At 37.9% G+C, this 17,780-nt stretch carries 13 protein-coding genes; 3 read left to right on the plus strand and 10 right to left on the minus strand.

Annotated features, from left to right (window positions below):
- Positions 1-90 precede the first annotated feature (90 nt).
- Positions 91-519 (minus strand): MarR family winged helix-turn-helix transcriptional regulator, encoded by a 429-nt coding sequence (locus V7124_RS20950; RefSeq protein WP_335493083.1) that lies wholly within the window; start codon positions 517-519, stop codon positions 91-93.
- A 231-nt stretch (positions 520-750) separates the two neighbouring features.
- Between V7124_RS20950 and V7124_RS20955 the strand changes: the two genes are divergently transcribed.
- On the plus strand, positions 751-1,293 hold the full coding sequence (locus tag V7124_RS20955; protein ID WP_420490578.1) for a biotin transporter BioY: 543 nt from the start codon (positions 751-753) through the stop codon (positions 1,291-1,293).
- Between the two features lie 116 nt (positions 1,294-1,409).
- Here the strand turns inward: V7124_RS20955 and V7124_RS20960 are convergent, their stop codons facing one another.
- Positions 1,410-2,609, minus strand: coding sequence for a coiled-coil domain-containing protein (locus V7124_RS20960; RefSeq protein WP_335493088.1), 1,200 nt, complete (start codon positions 2,607-2,609; stop codon positions 1,410-1,412).
- Between the two features lie 313 nt (positions 2,610-2,922).
- Positions 2,923-3,444, minus strand: a complete 522-nt coding sequence (locus V7124_RS20965; RefSeq protein WP_335493090.1) for a methylated-DNA--[protein]-cysteine S-methyltransferase — start codon at positions 3,442-3,444, stop codon at positions 2,923-2,925.
- Positions 3,445-3,620: 176 nt separating this feature from the next.
- Between V7124_RS20965 and V7124_RS20970 the strand changes: the two genes are divergently transcribed.
- A complete protein-coding gene (locus tag V7124_RS20970; RefSeq protein WP_335493140.1) occupies positions 3,621-4,538 on the plus strand; it encodes a DNA-3-methyladenine glycosylase family protein in 918 nt (305 codons plus the stop codon).
- Positions 4,539-4,610: 72 nt separating this feature from the next.
- Here the strand turns inward: V7124_RS20970 and V7124_RS20975 are convergent, their stop codons facing one another.
- Positions 4,611-6,269 (minus strand): glycerol-3-phosphate dehydrogenase/oxidase, encoded by a 1,659-nt coding sequence (locus V7124_RS20975; protein ID WP_335409275.1) that lies wholly within the window; start codon positions 6,267-6,269, stop codon positions 4,611-4,613.
- Positions 6,270-6,304: 35 nt separating this feature from the next.
- Positions 6,305-7,795, minus strand: a complete 1,491-nt coding sequence (gene glpK / locus V7124_RS20980) for a glycerol kinase GlpK (RefSeq protein ID WP_335493094.1) — start codon at positions 7,793-7,795, stop codon at positions 6,305-6,307.
- A 339-nt stretch (positions 7,796-8,134) separates the two neighbouring features.
- Here glpK and V7124_RS20985 point away from each other — a divergent pair, with 339 nt between their 5' ends.
- The gene (locus V7124_RS20985) at positions 8,135-8,794 is read left to right on the plus strand and encodes a hypothetical protein (protein WP_335493097.1); all 660 of its coding nucleotides are present in this window, start codon (positions 8,135-8,137) and stop codon (positions 8,792-8,794) included.
- A gap of 264 nt (positions 8,795-9,058) precedes the next feature.
- Here the strand turns inward: V7124_RS20985 and V7124_RS20990 are convergent, their stop codons facing one another.
- The 5 genes from V7124_RS20990 to V7124_RS21010 form a co-directional block, all read right to left on the minus strand.
- A complete protein-coding gene (locus V7124_RS20990; protein ID WP_335409271.1) occupies positions 9,059-9,850 on the minus strand; it encodes a DUF2935 domain-containing protein in 792 nt (263 codons plus the stop codon).
- Positions 9,851-10,013: 163 nt separating this feature from the next.
- On the minus strand, positions 10,014-14,477 hold the full coding sequence (locus tag V7124_RS20995; protein ID WP_335493099.1) for a hypothetical protein: 4,464 nt from the start codon (positions 14,475-14,477) through the stop codon (positions 10,014-10,016).
- The gene (locus tag V7124_RS21000; RefSeq protein ID WP_335493101.1) at positions 14,455-15,201 is read right to left on the minus strand and encodes a DUF6063 family protein; all 747 of its coding nucleotides are present in this window, start codon (positions 15,199-15,201) and stop codon (positions 14,455-14,457) included. The genes V7124_RS20995 and V7124_RS21000 overlap by 23 nt, the downstream gene beginning before the upstream one ends.
- Complete coding sequence (locus V7124_RS21005; RefSeq protein WP_335493142.1) at positions 15,201-16,712, minus strand: hypothetical protein; 1,512 nt, start codon at positions 16,710-16,712, stop codon at positions 15,201-15,203. Before V7124_RS21005 ends, V7124_RS21000 begins: the two co-directional genes overlap by 1 nt.
- Entirely contained in the window at positions 16,703-17,776 is a 1,074-nt protein-coding gene (locus V7124_RS21010) for a Wadjet anti-phage system protein JetD domain-containing protein (protein WP_335493103.1), read from the minus strand. The genes V7124_RS21005 and V7124_RS21010 overlap by 10 nt, the downstream gene beginning before the upstream one ends.
- Positions 17,777-17,780 lie beyond the last annotated feature (4 nt).

Here is a 17,780-nt window from a genome sequence, read left to right on the forward strand (position 1 = left end):
ATACCTCCTATGTTCCACTAATAACAATCTAATAGTGTTAGATACTTTTTCAAAATAAAGCAGCCTCTCATTTAAGCCTGCAAAAATATCTCATTCATCTTCCGTTGTATTTTCAATAATCCTATTTATAATTCGAACAAATTCCTTTGCATCTTTTTCGCCTAGTTTTTGCAGTGTTTTTTCAAGCATGGATATCGCTTCTTCATGTTCTTCCATCACAAAGTTTTTACCAGCATCCGTTATCGTCACGATGACAATGCGTTTGTCATTCTCATCCCGATTTCGTTCAATAAATCCTTTTTTGGATAAACTTTTTAGGGCAGATGCAACTCGAGGCGTGGTGAGGAACAATTTTTCACTAAGTTCACCAGATGACGCACCTCCATTTTTAAAAAAAGTTAAGTATCCTAATATTCTTCGCTCACCCTGAGATAGGTCATTAACTTTTTTCTGAAACGGCATTTTAGGTGATTTCGTCATATTACTAACAAGTTCATGCGCCAACACTTTATAATCCATCACTAACCTCTTTCTGAAATTATCTAATACTATTAGACAATTTATTCCTTATTAACCTATTTTGTCAAGTGGAAGGAACAAGAAAGATATAATATAATTCTTATCTGAAAATTCTGATTGACAAAACTTTAATGAACCTTTTATACTTTAATTGTTAACCATTATATAAACTTAGTTAACCAAACGTATTAAGGGGGAATCATTTTGCTTCAATCACACAATCAATTAAAAATGTGGATCCTGAGTGCCTTATTTGCTGCAATCATCGGCATTTTAGCTCAGGTTACAATCCCATTACCACTTGTTCCAATCACAGGACAAACACTTGCAGTTGGTTTAGCAGCGACTATTTTAGGCTCTAGATATGGCACTCTTTCTGTTATTTTATATGCCTTAATTGGCGCTATTGGCATTCCCGTTTTTAGTGCCATGTCTGGTGGAATCGGGGTCATTTTTGGTCCTACTGGCGGCTTTATCATTGGATTTATTCCTGCTGCCTTTTTAACAGGTCTTTATTTAGAAAAAACAAGCTTTACTGTCATAAACGGTATGATTGCCAATACAATCGGTATGCTTGTAACCTTATCCATTGGGACCGTTTGGCTCAAATTTGCCGCTGGTCTGAATTGGACGACTGCATTTGGATCAGGATTTTTACCATTTATTATTGTTGGTTTAATCAAAGCATTTTTAGCATCATGGATTGGGATAACCGTTTATAAAAGACTTGTTTCAGCGAAGTTGTTATCTTCACCACATCAAATGTCTAGTTAAATAGAATAAGGTGCGCTAGCCCCCAATTCTATGATTTCTATGAAAAAAAATACTCCTATACGCGTTATGCATATAGGAGTATTGGTTGATAATTAAATTAAATTAAGTGTTCAATGTTATTCAATAATTCGGACCACCTTGCCAGAAAAATGGTCTGCCCAATAACCGCTAGACATATTTGCTACAGCAACACCTGTTGAATTTTGAGATCCGATGAACCTTCCACCGCCTAAATAAACTCCAACATGACCATCTGTTTTATAAGTATTAAAGAATACTAAGTCACCAGGGCGCATTTCACTTGTTGAAACCTTTCGACCAGCATTTTTCAATGAATCAGTACTTGCTCCAACACTAATTCCTGCTTGGGCAAAAGCCCAATGAACAAATCCAGAGCAATCAAACCTTCCATTCGCTACATCATAATCCGTTCTTCCACCACTAAATACATAGACAGAATTTCCGATATATCTATCCCCAACCGTAGTGACTATGTTAATTAAACCGCTTGTTCCTTGGGCTAATGAAACAGGAATGTGACTTGATAAATTCATACCAGTATTTGTCGTTACTCGTGGGGCAGGTTTTGCAGCCAATTGTGCTTCTTGTGTTGCAAGTTTTTGGTCTTGTTGTTGCAGATCTGTTTTGGAAGCAAGGCTAACTTCTTCTTTCTGCTTTAGCTCTTCTTTTAGTAACTCGTTTTGTTGCTGTTGCTCGATAATATGAGCACGCATTCCATCTAGTTCCAATTTCATATTTGTTAATTCTACTAGTTTTGTTTGTATAGAAACCTGCTTCTCTTCCACATCTTTCTTATCAGCATCAAACTTTTCTAGAAGATCCTTATCCGCATTCATAAAGGTAACGACAGCCCCAACTCGGTCGACAAAATCACTAAAACTTTTTGATCCGAGTACGACATCCAGATAACGAACTTCTCCGCCCGTTACTTGGTAAGAACGAACTCGTTCTTTTAAAATCTCGTTACGCTTTGCAATTGATTCTTGTAAACTAGCAACCTCTTTTTCCAGTTTTTGAGTTTCAAGATTTGCTTCAGCGATATCGTTCTCCGTTTTAACTATCATATTTTGATTATCAATCATTGCTTGTTCAGCACGTTTTAATTGTTCATTTAACGTTGAAAGTTCATCCTGAACCAAAAGAAGTTCTTGATTTGCCTGCTTAAGATTGGCTTGAATACTAGAACGCTGAGATTGAATGTTAGAAATTGATTCAGCCTTAGCAGTTGGAAGCGCAAAAACACTTCCCAGTCCAAGCATCATTGTAATGTTGATTACTACAAGCTTCTTTTTCATCTATTTGTTCCCGCTTTCTTTATCGTTCTCGGTCTACTATTTTATCAATTGAATTAATGTTTGAAAGCATTTTCATCAGATATGTACATTTTGAAGTATAACACCGTATTTTGTCATTTTTGTATTAAAATTATTACATTTACATTTCAAATCCAACAAAAGGTGACAATTTCACTAAATTTTCACATTTTAACATGAAATAAAAAAGTTTCCATTTAAATAAATGGAAACTAGTTACTCAGATAATATATATTAATTTCCAAGGCTTTTTGTAAATGTATAATTGTCCGTTATTTCTCGCAGGTAACGATTACTAAATTTTGGACTCTAAATCAAGGAGTTGTATCTTCATCTCTAATCCGCCACGGTAGCCGGTCAATGATCCATTTTTCCCAACAACACGGTGGCACGGTACAGTAATTAACACTGGATTAGCACCAATTGCTGCCCCTACCGCTCGAACTGCAGCAGGTTTGTTGATATAATTTGCAATGTCAGAGTAGGATTTTGTCTCACCAAACGGAATCTCACAAAGCGCATTCCATACCTCAACCTGGAACTCTGTCCCATGATAATCAAATGGAACAGTGAAATTCTTTCGTTTTCCCTCAAAGTATTCCATTATTTCGGCTGCATAATGTACTAGTTTCTCGGCGTCTTCTTCAAGTGGGCTGCCAGGGAATTTTTTTTCTGCCCAATCAGACAATTCTTTAAATGATTTATTTTGCGACCCTACATAGCAAAGACCCTTATCAGTTGCAGCAATATATAGATTCCAATCTTTATAACTCAACAGCGACCAATAAATAGTTGTTTTATTATTTTGAGATTTCATTTTGTATCCTCCATTTTATGTGATTGACGGAAATGAGCGGGTGTAATACCCTTTACTATTATTATAACTTCAAATCTTATGTTTTCTTTGATAAAAAAGTAAGATAATGAAATTAATATTTGTGAAATAAAAGTAAAAGTTGTGGAGGATTGATTGTGGTTCCTAGACAAAACAAAATGGAAAGTTGGCAAGATGTAAATGGGGAAATCGTCATTAACTTGCCAGAAGATTTTAATATAAAGTCAAATCTCGGCTATTTAGCGCGAAATAAAAATGAATGTATGTTTGAAGTTGAAAATGAAATCATTACCATAGTGATTGTGGTTGGCGCTATCCGAACCTTAGTACAAATACGGGTCAATGAATTTAATCAAATGATTGTGCAGTTTTTAAATGGCTCTAGACCTCAAAATCAGTTGGAACGTGCAGCTGTTGTCCTTTACATTCGTGAATGGTTCGATCTGGATCGTGATTTAACACCGTTTTATGAAATGGCAAGCGCAGACCCACTTCTAAATGGGCCCGTTCAGGAATTTTACGGATTACGTGTAATTGGCGTTCCTGATTTATTTGAGGCCCTCTGCTGGGGGATTTTAGGGCAGCAGATCAATTTAGCATTTGCCTACACATTAAAAAGGCAATTTGTTGAAAAGTTTGGTGAATCAATCGAGTGGAATGGCAAGGAATTTTGGATCTTCCCTACCTTTGACCAAATTGCCCAACTAACACCTGAAGACCTAGCAGATATTAAAATGACCTTAAAGAAAAGTGAGTATATAATCGGCGTAGCCAAATTGATGGCTAGTGGGGAATTAACAAAGGAAAAATTAGTGAGACTGGACAGCCATAAAGAAGCTGAAAAAAGTTTAGTAAAGATTCGCGGAATTGGTCCATGGACTGCGAATTATGTACTAATGCGCTGCTTACGGTACATTTCAGCCTATCCTATTGATGATGTCGGACTGCATAACGCCATCAAACATCTAACCGGAGCAGCGAAAAAGCCTGCGAAGGAAGAGCTCATAAACCTATCTGTAAGGTGGGAGAACTGGCAAGCATATGCCACGTTTTATTTATGGCGAGTGCTTTACTAAGAAAATCTTCAGTAACGTATAGTTTTGAATTTCATCGGTGTATTAAAGGACATTTCTTATGAAATGTCCTTACTATAAATCTACAGGCGTAACTGCATCTCTTAGCTCTTTTTCCAATTCCTCTTTATAATGTGCTGTTTGTTCCATACTCCAGCCTAAATGGTCCGCCATTAAAGCAATTACGTCATCCTTCCAGGTCCGGACCCAGTTGATGTTGAAAAATAAAGCACCTGTACGGCGAATAAAGAAGTCTGCAGGAGCTGTAACCATTTCATGCTCAAGGGAGTACATTAGTTGCGCATACACAGGTTTTGTTAACTGGAGCTCTTCTATTTCATCAAATCTTCTAGCGTAATGGAAAATTTCATTCACATTGGAACCATACATCTGAACAAACCGGCGTCCTTGCTCGATTGTGAACCCATATTCTACAGCTTCCAGTTCTTTAATTGAAGTATACTCTTTAAACCCGTTAGAACCTCCAACGTTCCCGCCTGATATTGGATATGACTTTGTTTGCGAACCTTTAAAATCTCCCCCTGTCTCCCCAAGCCTTTTAACAATCAAATCCACGACCGACTCTGCCATCTTGCGATATCCGGTTAGTTTTCCACCCGCAATCGTTATCAAGCCGCTTTCAGCTTCCCAAATTTCATCTTTTCGGGATATTTCTGAAGCGTCCTTACCTTCTTCATAAATTAATGGACGCACACCGGCCCAGCTGGATTCTATGTCATCTTGTGTAACTTTTGCATCTGGAAACATAAATTGGATTGCATTTACTATATATTCACGATCTTTTGCAAGCATTTTCGGATGGATAATTTCACCATCATAAAATGTGTCGGTTGTTCCCACATAGGTTTTCCCGTCACGGGGTATCGCAAATACCATCCGTCCATCTGGAGTGTCGAAATATACAGCTTGGCTCAGGGGAAAAACAGACTGGTCGATGACTAGGTGAACACCTTTTGTTAACCGTAACTGTTTGTTATTCCTGGAGTAATCTCTCTTACGTATGTCATCAACCCAAGGACCACCCGCATTCACCACTTTTTTTGCGTATATGTTTAACCTCTGGTTTGAAAGCATATCGTTGACCCTAACACCGGTTATCTGTTTATTTTGGTAGATAAATTCCTCTGCCTTTACATAGTTCAACAAATCTGCGCCATTTTCAAAGGCTGCCTTAATGACTTCAATTGTCAATCGAGCATCATCGGTGCGGTATTCAACATAGTACCCTCCACCCTTTAGACCATCCTTTTTTACAAGCGGTTCTTTTGAAATGGTTTCGGTACGAGAGAGCATACTCCGGCGCTCAGCCTTTTTCACTCCTGCTAAAAAATCATATACTCGTAACCCGATAGATGTACTTAAGGGACCGAATGTTCCTCCTTTATACATCGGAAGAAGCATCCATTCAGGAGTGGTGACGTGGGGACCATTTTCATAGACAACTGCCCGCTCTTTTCCTACTTCTGCAACCATTCCAACTTGAAATTGCTTTAAGTAACGCAGTCCGCCATGTACGAGCTTTGTTGAACGACTAGATGTACCTGCCGCGAAGTCTTGCATTTCTACTAAAGCAACTTTCATCCCACGAAGGACTGCGTCCAAAGCGATCCCCGCACCAGTAATCCCGCCACCAATAATAAGTAGGTCATAGTGTACTTTCGACATGGTTTTAAGGAAGTCTTCTCTATTTAGAGATGAAAATGATCTGTTCATTTTTTTACCTCTCATAAATTCATTATGGACACGGTTTATTTAAATGCCATTGCTGCTTTTACTGCCTTTATCCACCCATTGTAGAGTAGTTCTCGGTTTTCAACTGCCATCTGTGGCTTGAAGCATCTGTCAATGGCCCACTGATTTGAAATCTCCTCTTTGCTGTTCCAAAATCCAGTCGAGAGACCGGCAAGATATGCTGCTCCAAGTGCTGTCGTTTCGTTTACAATCGATCTTTCAACAGGAACGTTTAAGAGGTCACTCTGGAACTGCATTAAAAAATTATTTATGACAGCACCGCCATCCACACGCAGGGTCTTTAAATGAATTTTGGATTCTGCCTCCATGGCAGATAAAACATCCTTCGTCTGATAGGCAAGTGATTCTAATGTTGCCCTTACAAAATGTTCCTTATTTGTTCCTCTGGTAAGTCCAAAAACAGCTCCCCGTACATCACTATCCCAGTAAGGAGTTCCCAGACCAACAAATGCAGGAACAACATAAACTCCTTCTGTGGATTCTACTTTACTAGCGTAATTTTCACTGTCTTTTGTACTTTTTAACATCCTCAGTCCATCACGAAGCCACTGTACCGCTGAACCTGCCACGAAAATACTGCCTTCAAGAGCATACTCAACCTTACCATTTACCCCCCAGGCAATAGTAGTGAGGAGCCCATGCTCAGAACGGACAGCATTTTCGCCCGTATTCATTAGCATAAAACAGCCAGTTCCATAAGTGTTTTTGGCCATTCCTTTTTCGAAACAAGCCTGGCCGAATAAAGCAGCTTGCTGGTCACCAGCAGCACCTGCAATCGGAATTTCCTGTCCAAAAAAGTGATAACCTACTGTTTTTGCATAAATTTCAGATGAAGATTTCACTTCTGGAAGCATCGATTTTGGGACTTCCAAAATAGTTAACAATTCCTCATCCCATTTTAAGTCATATATATTGAACATTAATGTACGGGATGCATTACTATAGTCAGTGACGTGGGCTTTACCACCAGACAGCTTCCAAATTAGCCATGTGTCAATGGTTCCAAATAATAAATTTCCTTGTTCGGCTTTCTCCCTTGCCCCCTCAACATTGTCTAGTATCCATTTTACTTTGGTCCCTGAGAAGTAGGCATCGATTAATAATCCCGTTTTTTCTTTAAAAAGATTACTATACCCTTTTTCCATTAACTCCTCACAAATTCCGCTAGTTTGTCTGGACTGCCACACAACTGCATGATAGACTGGCTCCCCTGTTTCTCGGTCCCATACCACTGTCGTTTCTCGCTGATTCGTAATTCCAATTCCAGAAATCTGTTGGGGTTTAATACCTGATTCTGTTAAAACACCTGCAATAACAGCCAATACAGAACCCCATATCTCATTGGCATTATGTTCTACCCAGCCTGGTTTAGGAAAATATTGCGTAAATTCTTTATGAGCAGAATGGACAATTTCTCCTTTCTTATTAAATAAAATGGCTCTAGAACTAGTCGTTCCCTGATCTAAAGACATTATATATTTTTCCATTTCATTTCCTCCTCCAAGTCCTTACAATTTTCACTCGTCTTTATAATAAAAGTTAAACATTTATATAGAACTTATGCAAAAAATGATTCTCACAGAAGTTACCAGTTTGACTATGTAGTAGATCTTAACTTGAGAAGACTCCGACAAAAACCTTCCAATCTTTGTTTTTCGATAGTAGATTTACTCATAATTGCTCAATAAAAGGCATGAACTCTCGCATTTCATAAGAAAGTGACGATGAAAAGTCTTCATACTTATAAAGGAAAGGAAGGGAAAATATTGAATTACTAGTCCTACAAGGAAAATAATCTTGTATTATATCGGAAAGGTTGTGAGTTTATGAGGCTTCTAGATGTACAACCTAAGAAAAACTTCAGCTACATCTTCATTCAATTTCCAGGAATGAAAATGAATGTTCCTAAGCATGTGGATGAAGAAGTTGCCCTATGTATCCAATTAAACAGCAAAGAAAAGGTTAAAGATTTATTTTTTGTACCCACACAGAGTATAAAACCTTTTGATTTTACAGATGAAGCAATTGGGGCAAAAGCATTTTTCCGAGTCATCAAGAAAAAGGACTCATCACCTGACTCACTTATTAAAGAAATCGAAGATGTTGTCACGTTTATTTCGGAAGAAGTAGCTATTGTACAAAAGAAATCCAAAGCAGGATATCACTTCGTCTTGGAGGTAAATAAATGTGAATTTGGAATGATCGCTTCAATTGAAGAAGAAGTGCTACCTACAGAGAAGGTATCATTGCCGTTTGAAGAAAAAGAAAAAGAGGTTGTAGTAATTAACAGGATAAGTATGAAAGTTAAAGAAAACTTTGGAAAGAGGTCCAAGCAGAAGCGAAACATGGGAGGCAGTGCCTTTCAGGATGATAGAGTTTTAGAGCCAATCCGAATACTTGCGGAGGATGTTAAAAGAAAATTTACGGTATTTTCTCCTGCCGCGTTAGACTTTATCGGTCCAGGTGATTCTAACCAACTATTTTAATACGAGGGGATGGTGATGGACAATATTTATTAAGTTATAGACAATTTCATATAGAGCCTTATCGAAAAGAGGATTAAATGGATAATCCTACTCGATTGAATAAATATGTTTTTAAAAGGAAAGGAGCGCCACTATTAAAAGAAATACACAAAAATAAGTTCTTTAAAAGACTTAACCCAAGAGTTAAGTCTTTTTTTCATTTCCATTAGTAGTCTCCTAACTCAAGGAGATGCAGCCATTAACCCCATTCCACTACCTAGTTCACTATGTTCTACTCAAATTGGCTTCAAACATATCAATAATTTCCAAGAATCGTTCTGCTTCTCTGAATGTATGGTCTGCCAGAAGTGGGTGAATATTGCTTTTTATTCGACAAGCCTCAATTAAATCTCTTGCTGTTTTCTTGAAGTCTCTTAAAGAAGCCACTGATACTTTATTCTGGTTTAAAAATTGACTTAGGAGCGGTTTCGTTTCCGATTGTGGTCGCATATAATCCAAATCAACTGCTTGAAAAAGGAGCTGGTCAAAATCATGACTAAACTCTCTGGCCTGGTCAACCAATTTTCTTTCCGATGGATCTAAAAGGTGTCCTATAAACTTTGCATGATCAGCCATAATTTTTAAGAAGAACACGTTTTCTTCTATAACCGTATCTGGGGTTGGGGCGAGCTTTCCTTCATTTAGTTCTTTTAAACGATTTGCAAAATAGGCTGCTTCCCTGCTAATATGGTCAACTAGTAAGGGGAAATTATTGTGCCTGATTTGACAACGAAGTGTTAAATCCAATATCTTCCTTTTATATCCATAGATGGATGCTGCTGCTTGATAAACCTCGGTATTAAAAGCTTGAACTTGTCGTGGATCCGAATTCACCGAAAATCTAGAAAGCTTCTCCTCAATCCTCTCGAATAAAGCCATAAATTGCTGTGCTTCTTCAATCAATTGCTTTTGCTCATAGGTGAAACCTAAGCTTAAAAATAAAGCATGTTCTTTCATGATCCTAGACCAAAATTTAATTTCATCTAATGACCTTGAAACTATTGAATCAGTTGCCATGTTGTCCCTCCTTTAATATCCACTCCCTCCTATGTATATGAATAAATGTTAGTCCAAATGCCTAATCGTACATTAGGACTTTGTTCTTCTTATTTTAATAATAAATCCCACCTTCCATACAGAAAGTGGGATTTTTACATTAATCTTCGATTTCATTTTTACATCATTGACTCACTTCAGCACCCTGGTATATCCGAAATGCCGGAACAATCGTGTCGGAAACAATTTCTCTTCCTTTTTCTCGAATAAAATCTAATTTATAATAGGCTTCAAATCTCTGGCTGATTTCCGTCTTCACCAACTCAGGCGGAGTCACTACGATGAATTGGAACTTCAGTTTTTCGGCGACTGCGAAAATCGGATCCAGAACATGTGCTGAAGCAGCTTGTCCGAACGGATTATCACAGACTAACGGAACCCAGCTTTGATCGGTTTCGCTTTTAACCGATAGTAACATCATCATCATCACCATTCGGGCTGATAGCTTTTGTCCGCCGCTGCCATCAGATTTCGTCCTTGAACCTTGATTAATCGTTTGCCAGGTTGAATAATGGTCTTTTTGCGGTTTCCCGTACATAAAGGCATTATCCGTTCGCATGTTGTAAACCAAAAGTTCAGGATATCGATTTCGCAGCGATACAAATAAAATCTGCTCATCACTAATGAGTTGTTTTATTTCTTGGTCTACTGCTAAATTCGTATGATCAATTGTATCAAATTGTTTGGTAATTTTGTTTATAGCAGCTACAAAATGCTGTTTCAGAAGCGGCTCGACATCCTCAGGCTTTTTAGGTAAGATGTCCTCCTTAAGCTGCACGAGTGGGAAGGAACCTCGTTCATTTTTCAGCTTCATTTTTGCAATCATGGAACGAATGGCCTCTGAAATACTCATGACCTTCATGCTGGCACGGCTTGCCCAGAAGTTTTGAGCATTCTCTGCTCTTTCTTTGTCACGTTCCAACTGCTCCAATCCACTTTGCGAGAATCGTTTCATATTTTTAACTACACTTTGGACATGCGAATAATGTCTCGTATCCATATGATCTAATGTCGTTAAGACTTCATTTTTAAAACGTATCTCCCAATCTTTGCCTTCAATCGTCAGTTTTAAATTACGCAACGATTGTTCGATTTTTGCATGCTTCTCTTTGCCATCTTCTTGAATGTTTTGATGTTTTTCACACCAGGATAAGATACATGCTTTTCCTTGTCTTTTAATTTTTTCTATATCATGATCTGTAAATGCTGATGCTTCCTCCTTAAGGATAACGGATAATGTTAACAAATCCCCTTCATAACCGGCAATGTTGGTTTCTGTTTCTTTTTTACGATGTTCCGCCTGCTTTTCTTCCTCTTTCGATTGTTTCGTTTGATCTTTTATTTCTACTGCCTTTACTTCTAAGTCAAAGTCTTCCCATTCTTCAGGCTGTTTTTCATGCTTTGTTATTTTCTTAGCAGACTTATCACGCTGTTCGTTTGCATGCTTTAGGGAAGTTTCCGCGACGGTGACAGCTGTTCCTTGTTCCCGTTCTTCTTTATCTGCAGCCTTCGCTTCCTTCTGGGCAGTTTGCAGCATATTTTCTAAAATACTGAGAGGTTCATTGGGTTCCGGAACTTCCCTCCACTCCTTGTTATGAGTATCAAGTTTTTTCTCTAATTTCTTTTGCTGCTTTTGTTCTGTTTCTTTTTTGGCTTGAATAACGAGTAATTCTCTAGCCTGTTCTTCTTTCGTTTTTTGGAGCTGTTTCAGCTCTTCTATGCTGCCATTTATCTCCTCTAGCAAATGTGGTGATAAACGAGGGACTTCTTCACAAGCTTCTGTTTTTTCATCCGCAGGATAAGCCGCAGTTTCAATAAAGAGGGCGATCTCCTTAATCGTTTGTTCAGTTATAACCTTCCATTCTAAATACGTTTGATACCACTTATTTTGCAGCTCAGCTATATTTTGGTGCTCTATCACTATTTCTTGCTGAACTATACCTAAGGCTTCCTTTTGTTTCTCTTTCTCTACTTTCACACGTTTATTTTCTTGATAAATAAGCTTTTCACGTTCATATTCCTCTATTGCTTCTATGTCTCTAGTAAGCTTTTCAATCTTTACATTTGTAGTATCCAACTTTTCTTTTAACTCTTGCTGTATTTCTTTTTCCTTTTGCTGTTGGGTTGTGATTTCCTGAAATTGAGCCTTCTTGGAAAAAAGGGAGTTCTGTTCCTGATTGAAAGCTCTCTCAATATCAACCGCAAGCTCACGTGATCCAAATCGATCAATTTCTTTTAAGATTCGACGTAAGGAAGTTTCTGTTTTTTCAATCTCAATTAAAGTTTCTTTCTTTTCTTCTATTTGTTTAGCAATCTTTATTTTCCAGTCGGTAAATTGATTTTTATTCGTTACTAGTTCTTTTTCTGTGCCGTTAATAATCACAAAGCTTGGCTGGTGATTATCACTGTTCATTTCTTCCCGCAAGAAAATTGGGACCGGACTTTTAAACATTCTTCCAGAAAGAACCTGCTGATTAATTTTTTGCCATTGCTGCCCGTTTACGACTAATCCATATGGCAGGAGTGGATATGTTAAAGAATAGTTTGCGAGTTCCTCTTTACTTAAAGATTGGAGAAACTGCGATCCATAAAACACATCAATGCCCGTCTTTTCATCAATCCATTCCTTTAATTCTTTCACATCTTTATTCGGAATCCAGAAGTGTTCGTCATTTAAGGAATGATCCAATTGTATTTCCCATAGGTCCTTTTTTATTTGTTCACCTTGTTCGCGATTATTACCTAGAATTTCATCTATTTGTATCGCATATTTCGAAAGTTGCGCGTGGGATAATGGGGCAGTGACATTATCTAATAACCCGTGAAGCCGATCAATTAGTTTTGCTTCTATTTGCATTTGCTCTTCATTGGCTGCCCTTAACTGTTCCGATTTCTCTTCTGAAAACTGAATCGATTGGACGAGTGTCCCTTGTGAAGTGGCTAATTTATTTTGCACTTCACTTGATTTGATAACACTTGCATGCAGCTCTTCTACCATAGCCTTTTTATCTGCAACTTGTTTAGAAAGAAACTCAACATAGCCCTTTAAGTCATAGGTTAAGCGGTCGCCAAACTCTTTGATGAGACCCTCTTCCTTCGACTCAAATGTATGAATATGCTTATAAAGCAAGTCAATTTCAGAACCAAGCTGCACAATCTCTCTTGTCTTTTGTTTATCCTGCTGTGATAAATCATTTCCTTTTTTCTTTAAAAACCTTTGATAACCGAAATACTGCTTACCTGCTTCTTGAATCGATAAAGAAGAATCTTCCCATTGCTTTCTAGCCTCTATTTTGATTTCATCCATGCGTTGATTCACTTGCTCTAAACCGCTATTTTGTTCTAATGTCGCGATTTGCTGTGAAAGAGAGCGAATCGTTTGTTCGTTTTCACTCCACTCTTTCAATAAAACCTGGAAGGCTAGCTGTTCTTTTCGTTCCTGTTTTTCCTTAACAATCTCTTGTAAGGAAGAATGCTCTTTCCTTTCTTCTACTAATTTCTTCTCCCAATCTCGTACCTCGCTATGAGCTTTTGCATACTCTAAATTGTCTTTTTGAAAGCGTAGCTCTGCTTGCCTAATCATTAATTTTTCGATGTCTTTCTCTAACGTAAGCAAACTTTCCTCTTCAGATTTCTTTAAATGCTCTATCGCACCAAGTAGTTGTCTTCCTTCCTTTATACTACTAAGTACAATTTCTTTATGCTCAATACCTTTTGCTAGATTTTCTTCAAAAGGGACAATGTCTTCTAAAAATTCCTTATGCGCTTGCTCTCTTTTTAAAAGAACAGGCAGGTCCTTGGCAATACTTGCCTGACTTTTGAAAATCTCGACAAGATCGTTCTTTTGAAGTTCTGTCCGATGCAAGACTTGACTAACAGTAGGAATAATTCGTTTTTGGAACAAGGAATGATCATCTTCTGCTCCCTCAAAGTATTTTCCAACGCCGCCTTCATCTTTGTTAATCTCTTTCATAATATCCCAGTCTTTACGGTTAATTCCGTATGTATCTAGAATACGATAGTGCTTCTTCGTATCGCGGTAAACGTCGTATCCATTCCATTTTAAATAATCCTTCAAGCTTTCAGTATCTGCAACCTCATCATCTTCAAAAAGTGGAATATGCTCAAGTGATGCCTCTTCTTTTCGTTCAAATTCTCTTGTATAAAAGGTAATATTGGGGAGGATCTTTGCCTCCTGCTCTAAAGTTTTGCTTTCATTTCCGCTCTCTTCACTAAGCGAAATCCGCTGTTCTGCAGAGAACATTCCTCCCGTTACTAGGTGCCGGTGGTCAGAACCGTCCAATTCCCATTGAATGAGCACATGGAAGGTATAGGGAATAAATTGCTCTTTATTATTAAAAAAGAACTGCTGATAATACCGATTGTTTTGTTTTCCCCATGAGGTACCCGGTTTAAGTATTTGGAAGATGGTTTGCAGGAATACACCCTTACCGCCGCCATTCATCATCGCAATCAGACCATTTGTTGATGTTTCCTCATTATGGAAGTTAAAAGTGGTATCTTTATATTGCTTTTGCATGCCATCATACTTCAGGCCAACAATTCTAATTCGATGGATTTTCGGCATGCTCACCCTCCTCTGTAGTCATTAATTTTTTAAATAATTCATATCGATCATAATCATGATACAGGTATTCAATTCGCTCAAAAAGTTCTTGTTTTGGAATCGCCTTGGGAATATCGTCCCGATCCAGGACGACGATCAACCCCTCCGTCTCTAATAGGCGCATTGCACCAGCGATTAAACCAATCCTCGTTCGTCTATTGGCTTTTTTAGCCCCATAATCATCACTGTCCACTTCCATGTACTTCCACGTTGTTACAACGTCCTTCATATCGATTCGTTCTTCTTCACCGAAGGTTGGTTTCGCTTTAAGAATGCTATCCCAATTCATCACTAGATCATTGACTTGGCGTTCTAATGAATAGTAACTAATCCCTTCTCGCTTCGTACGGATTTTTGCAGCCTGGTTGCGGTCGATGCTCGCTAAAAAAGACATGATGACAATACTAATAAGATGAAAGTGTTTCTTTGTTTCGATTTGCTTATGCTTCTCTTTCATATGTGTAAAATTCGTTGCAAAGACAGAACCGGTCGGATGGACAACTATATGGATTCGTTTAGGCGATTCAATGATATATGTACCAGATTCGTCTGCTAATAAAAGAACGGTCTGTCTCACTTCTGGATCAAAATATGTCTGGAAGTGTTCGCTGCTTTCGTCGATTACTTTATCTTTTAATAGAGTAAAATAGACAGCTGATGCTTTTTTTATTGCTTCTGCATTCATCATTTATCCTCCTGTATACATATCTTAAACGGGGTCATTTTCATTTGATACCAATGATGAGGCTCAGCTCGATGATCAAACATGGTAAAGATTTTCAAGCCTTCAAAAGTTTGAAATTGCGGGTACTCCTCCATTAGTTTATATAGAAGAATTTCCCTCTCATCACTTAAGGTTTCTACCTTCCGGTGCAGTACTTGAACCTTCAGCGGTTTTTTGTCAAACATCATCCATAAATCAATCGATTCAGATTCTTCAAACCATAAATCCTGCACTTCTAATGGCATAGTCTTTAAATCAGTGAATGAAAACTCTCTGTGCGTTTGTAAATGTTGAAAAACATAACTCCATGCTTTAACAACAGAGCCCCAATTCGTTACTCGCAAAAGGGTACTACTTTCTTCTGGCTCCTCTTCGATTACAACTTCTGTTACTTGTTTTTCATCAAATTCTTGTTCTCCCCATATCCAATCTAGCGGCAAAATAAATTCATTTTTTGGTGAAAATAAAGAAGAAAGGACTTTTTCTATCGTATCAAAACTTTTGACCCCGTCCTTCATGAACCCATTTTCATAAATATGTTCGCGAAATGAAACTAAGCTTGTTTCCCAAAACAATGAAGGGTTTTCTGCTTTTAATTTTATTTCATAAGAGATATTTTGAATAACTAGCTTGGCAAAACGGTCATGCAATTGTCTTGTATGACCAATTTTTTCGTGGAGAAGAATCAACTCCTTCTGAATATAATCATCTTCTTCATTTCTTCGTTTCGTTTTTTCTATCATGCTAGTAATCGTACGGAAATGATTTTTTTCTTCTTCGAATTGCATTTCAATTTCAACACGATTGTCAACCCTTTGCCGTTCTTCTTCAATCAATAAGATTTTGGGATTGTTGATCATTTCCTTTTGAAAGGCGAATTCTGTTGCCATTAAGCGGTTTACGCGTGAAATGAGGTGATCGAGGTTTCGAGTAGCTTTGCTAAAATTACCGTTTTTAATCAACTGCATACTATAGAGTTGTTCTATCGTGATCGAGAATTCCTCAGCCATCTCCCTACTCATAAAAATCATTTCCTGAGAGACATCCGTGAGTTTATATACAATGGATCCACCAATTTCTAGGTTCGTATATAATTCATCCATTGTGACGTATCGGAACACCTGTGTTTCCCATGATTGTCTAATCTCATCGTAATATAACGCTTCAAAAGGTTTACTATATTCCTCTTTTCCTTGATACAAGAGACCGCTTGTAATCCGTTCAACTTGCTTATCGTCCGCTAAAAGCTTCATTTGTTTTATGGTATCTTCTACCATATGTTTGATATCTGATTTACGCCGACTATCATCATCATTTAATTCTCGATAAAAAATCGTGAGCAGCACGTGCATGAGGATCGTTTGAATATGAGGCTTCAGCTCTCCTACCTCCATTCCCCTCCCTAGCTCAAACAGGGGATTTAATCGTTGCATTCGCTGAGCGAAACCCTCCCATGATTCGTTCACGTCCATCTCCTCCATGTTTCAATTGTTAACACTTCTTGTGGGATTCGCTTATTTTCTAGCCATAATTTCATTAATACGTTTTGCTCTTCTTCGGTAAACCATTGCATGAAGGTATCGCGGTATTTGAGATTTATTGTTTGGCCTTGTTTTTGATCGTTCCTTTGTTCTAGACATTCGAGCATTTTGCGATATATGAGCAAGGCAGGCTGAATACAGCAATCCGGATATTTTTCTATAAGACGAATGATAATCCCATATCCGGCGGCATCAAGATCTCCTGCATAATAGAAAAGGTAGTTTTTTTTCGGAAACATCCGATAGAAAAAGGAAAAGCTCTGTTCGATTTTAGTGCCTTCCCCATAAATGATCAGTTCAGGCTCATAATCCAATTTGTTCCCTTCCAATAACTTTATAGAAGTATGAAAAAAAGATAGATTTTCGACGATTAGTATTCTCTGAATATCTTTCATTTGTTTCCCTTGTTTCATCCAAAATACAAATGGCTCACCATAGGCCACCATTTTAAGCTGGTCTTCTGATATCCCAAGTCTCATAAAAAAACCTTTACCATCTGGAAAACTATCACTATCCAGCAAAAACTTTTCATGGCCAAAAAGCTCCATGCTTCTTTCTTCTAATGACACAATTTCCCGTTCATGACTTGTCTTTAGAAAATCATATATTTTCCGGATACGGTTCCATTCATCAATCGTTTGCCATTCGGGGTGCCGTTCATAGTAGGAAAAGTCGAATTGATCACTTAATTTCATCATCTCGAGTCGATCCCATTTGGCTGCCTGAACTTTTATATTTACCCAGTAATACAAGGCGAGCGCTGGTGTTCTGCCGTTGTACTGATTATTCTGAATCGGGGTAAGCCGACCTTCTGCCTCCAGTGTTACGATTGCCTGATAAAATAATGAATAACCGTCCATCTCAAAATAATCTTCTAATAGCTTTCGCAGCTGAAATTCTAAATCGTTTATATTTATTTTCTTTTTCTGATTTGGGTGTTGAATATCTTCAATAAAACCTCTCACCCTTGTTTCAATGATGTCGATTGTACTCACCTAC

It is taken from the genome of Neobacillus niacini (genome assembly GCF_036961885.1).
Lineage (GTDB): Bacteria > Bacillota > Bacilli > Bacillales > Cytobacillaceae > Neobacillus > Neobacillus niacini_H.

What these genes read in the sequence shown, in the direction of transcription:
- V7124_RS20950 (WP_335493083.1), bottom strand. Translation starts at nt 519, where the DNA reads ATGGATTATAAAGTGTTGGCGCATGAACTTGTTAGTAATATGACGAAA.
- V7124_RS20955 (WP_420490578.1), top strand. Translation starts at nt 751, where the DNA reads ATGTGGATCCTGAGTGCCTTATTTGCTGCAATCATCGGCATTTTAGCT.
- V7124_RS20960 (WP_335493088.1), bottom strand. Translation starts at nt 2,609, where the DNA reads ATGAAAAAGAAGCTTGTAGTAATCAACATTACAATGATGCTTGGACTG.
- V7124_RS20965 (WP_335493090.1), bottom strand. Translation starts at nt 3,444, where the DNA reads ATGAAATCTCAAAATAATAAAACAACTATTTATTGGTCGCTGTTGAGT.
- V7124_RS20970 (WP_335493140.1), top strand. Translation starts at nt 3,621, where the DNA reads ATGGAAAGTTGGCAAGATGTAAATGGGGAAATCGTCATTAACTTGCCA.
- V7124_RS20975 (WP_335409275.1), bottom strand. Translation starts at nt 6,269, where the DNA reads ATGAACAGATCATTTTCATCTCTAAATAGAGAAGACTTCCTTAAAACC.
- glpK (WP_335493094.1), bottom strand. Translation starts at nt 7,795, where the DNA reads ATGGAAAAATATATAATGTCTTTAGATCAGGGAACGACTAGTTCTAGA.
- V7124_RS20985 (WP_335493097.1), top strand. Translation starts at nt 8,135, where the DNA reads ATGAGGCTTCTAGATGTACAACCTAAGAAAAACTTCAGCTACATCTTC.
- V7124_RS20990 (WP_335409271.1), bottom strand. Translation starts at nt 9,850, where the DNA reads ATGGCAACTGATTCAATAGTTTCAAGGTCATTAGATGAAATTAAATTT.
- V7124_RS20995 (WP_335493099.1), bottom strand. Translation starts at nt 14,477, where the DNA reads ATGCCGAAAATCCATCGAATTAGAATTGTTGGCCTGAAGTATGATGGC.
- V7124_RS21000 (WP_335493101.1), bottom strand. Translation starts at nt 15,201, where the DNA reads ATGAATGCAGAAGCAATAAAAAAAGCATCAGCTGTCTATTTTACTCTA.
- V7124_RS21005 (WP_335493142.1), bottom strand. Translation starts at nt 16,712, where the DNA reads ATGGACGTGAACGAATCATGGGAGGGTTTCGCTCAGCGAATGCAACGA.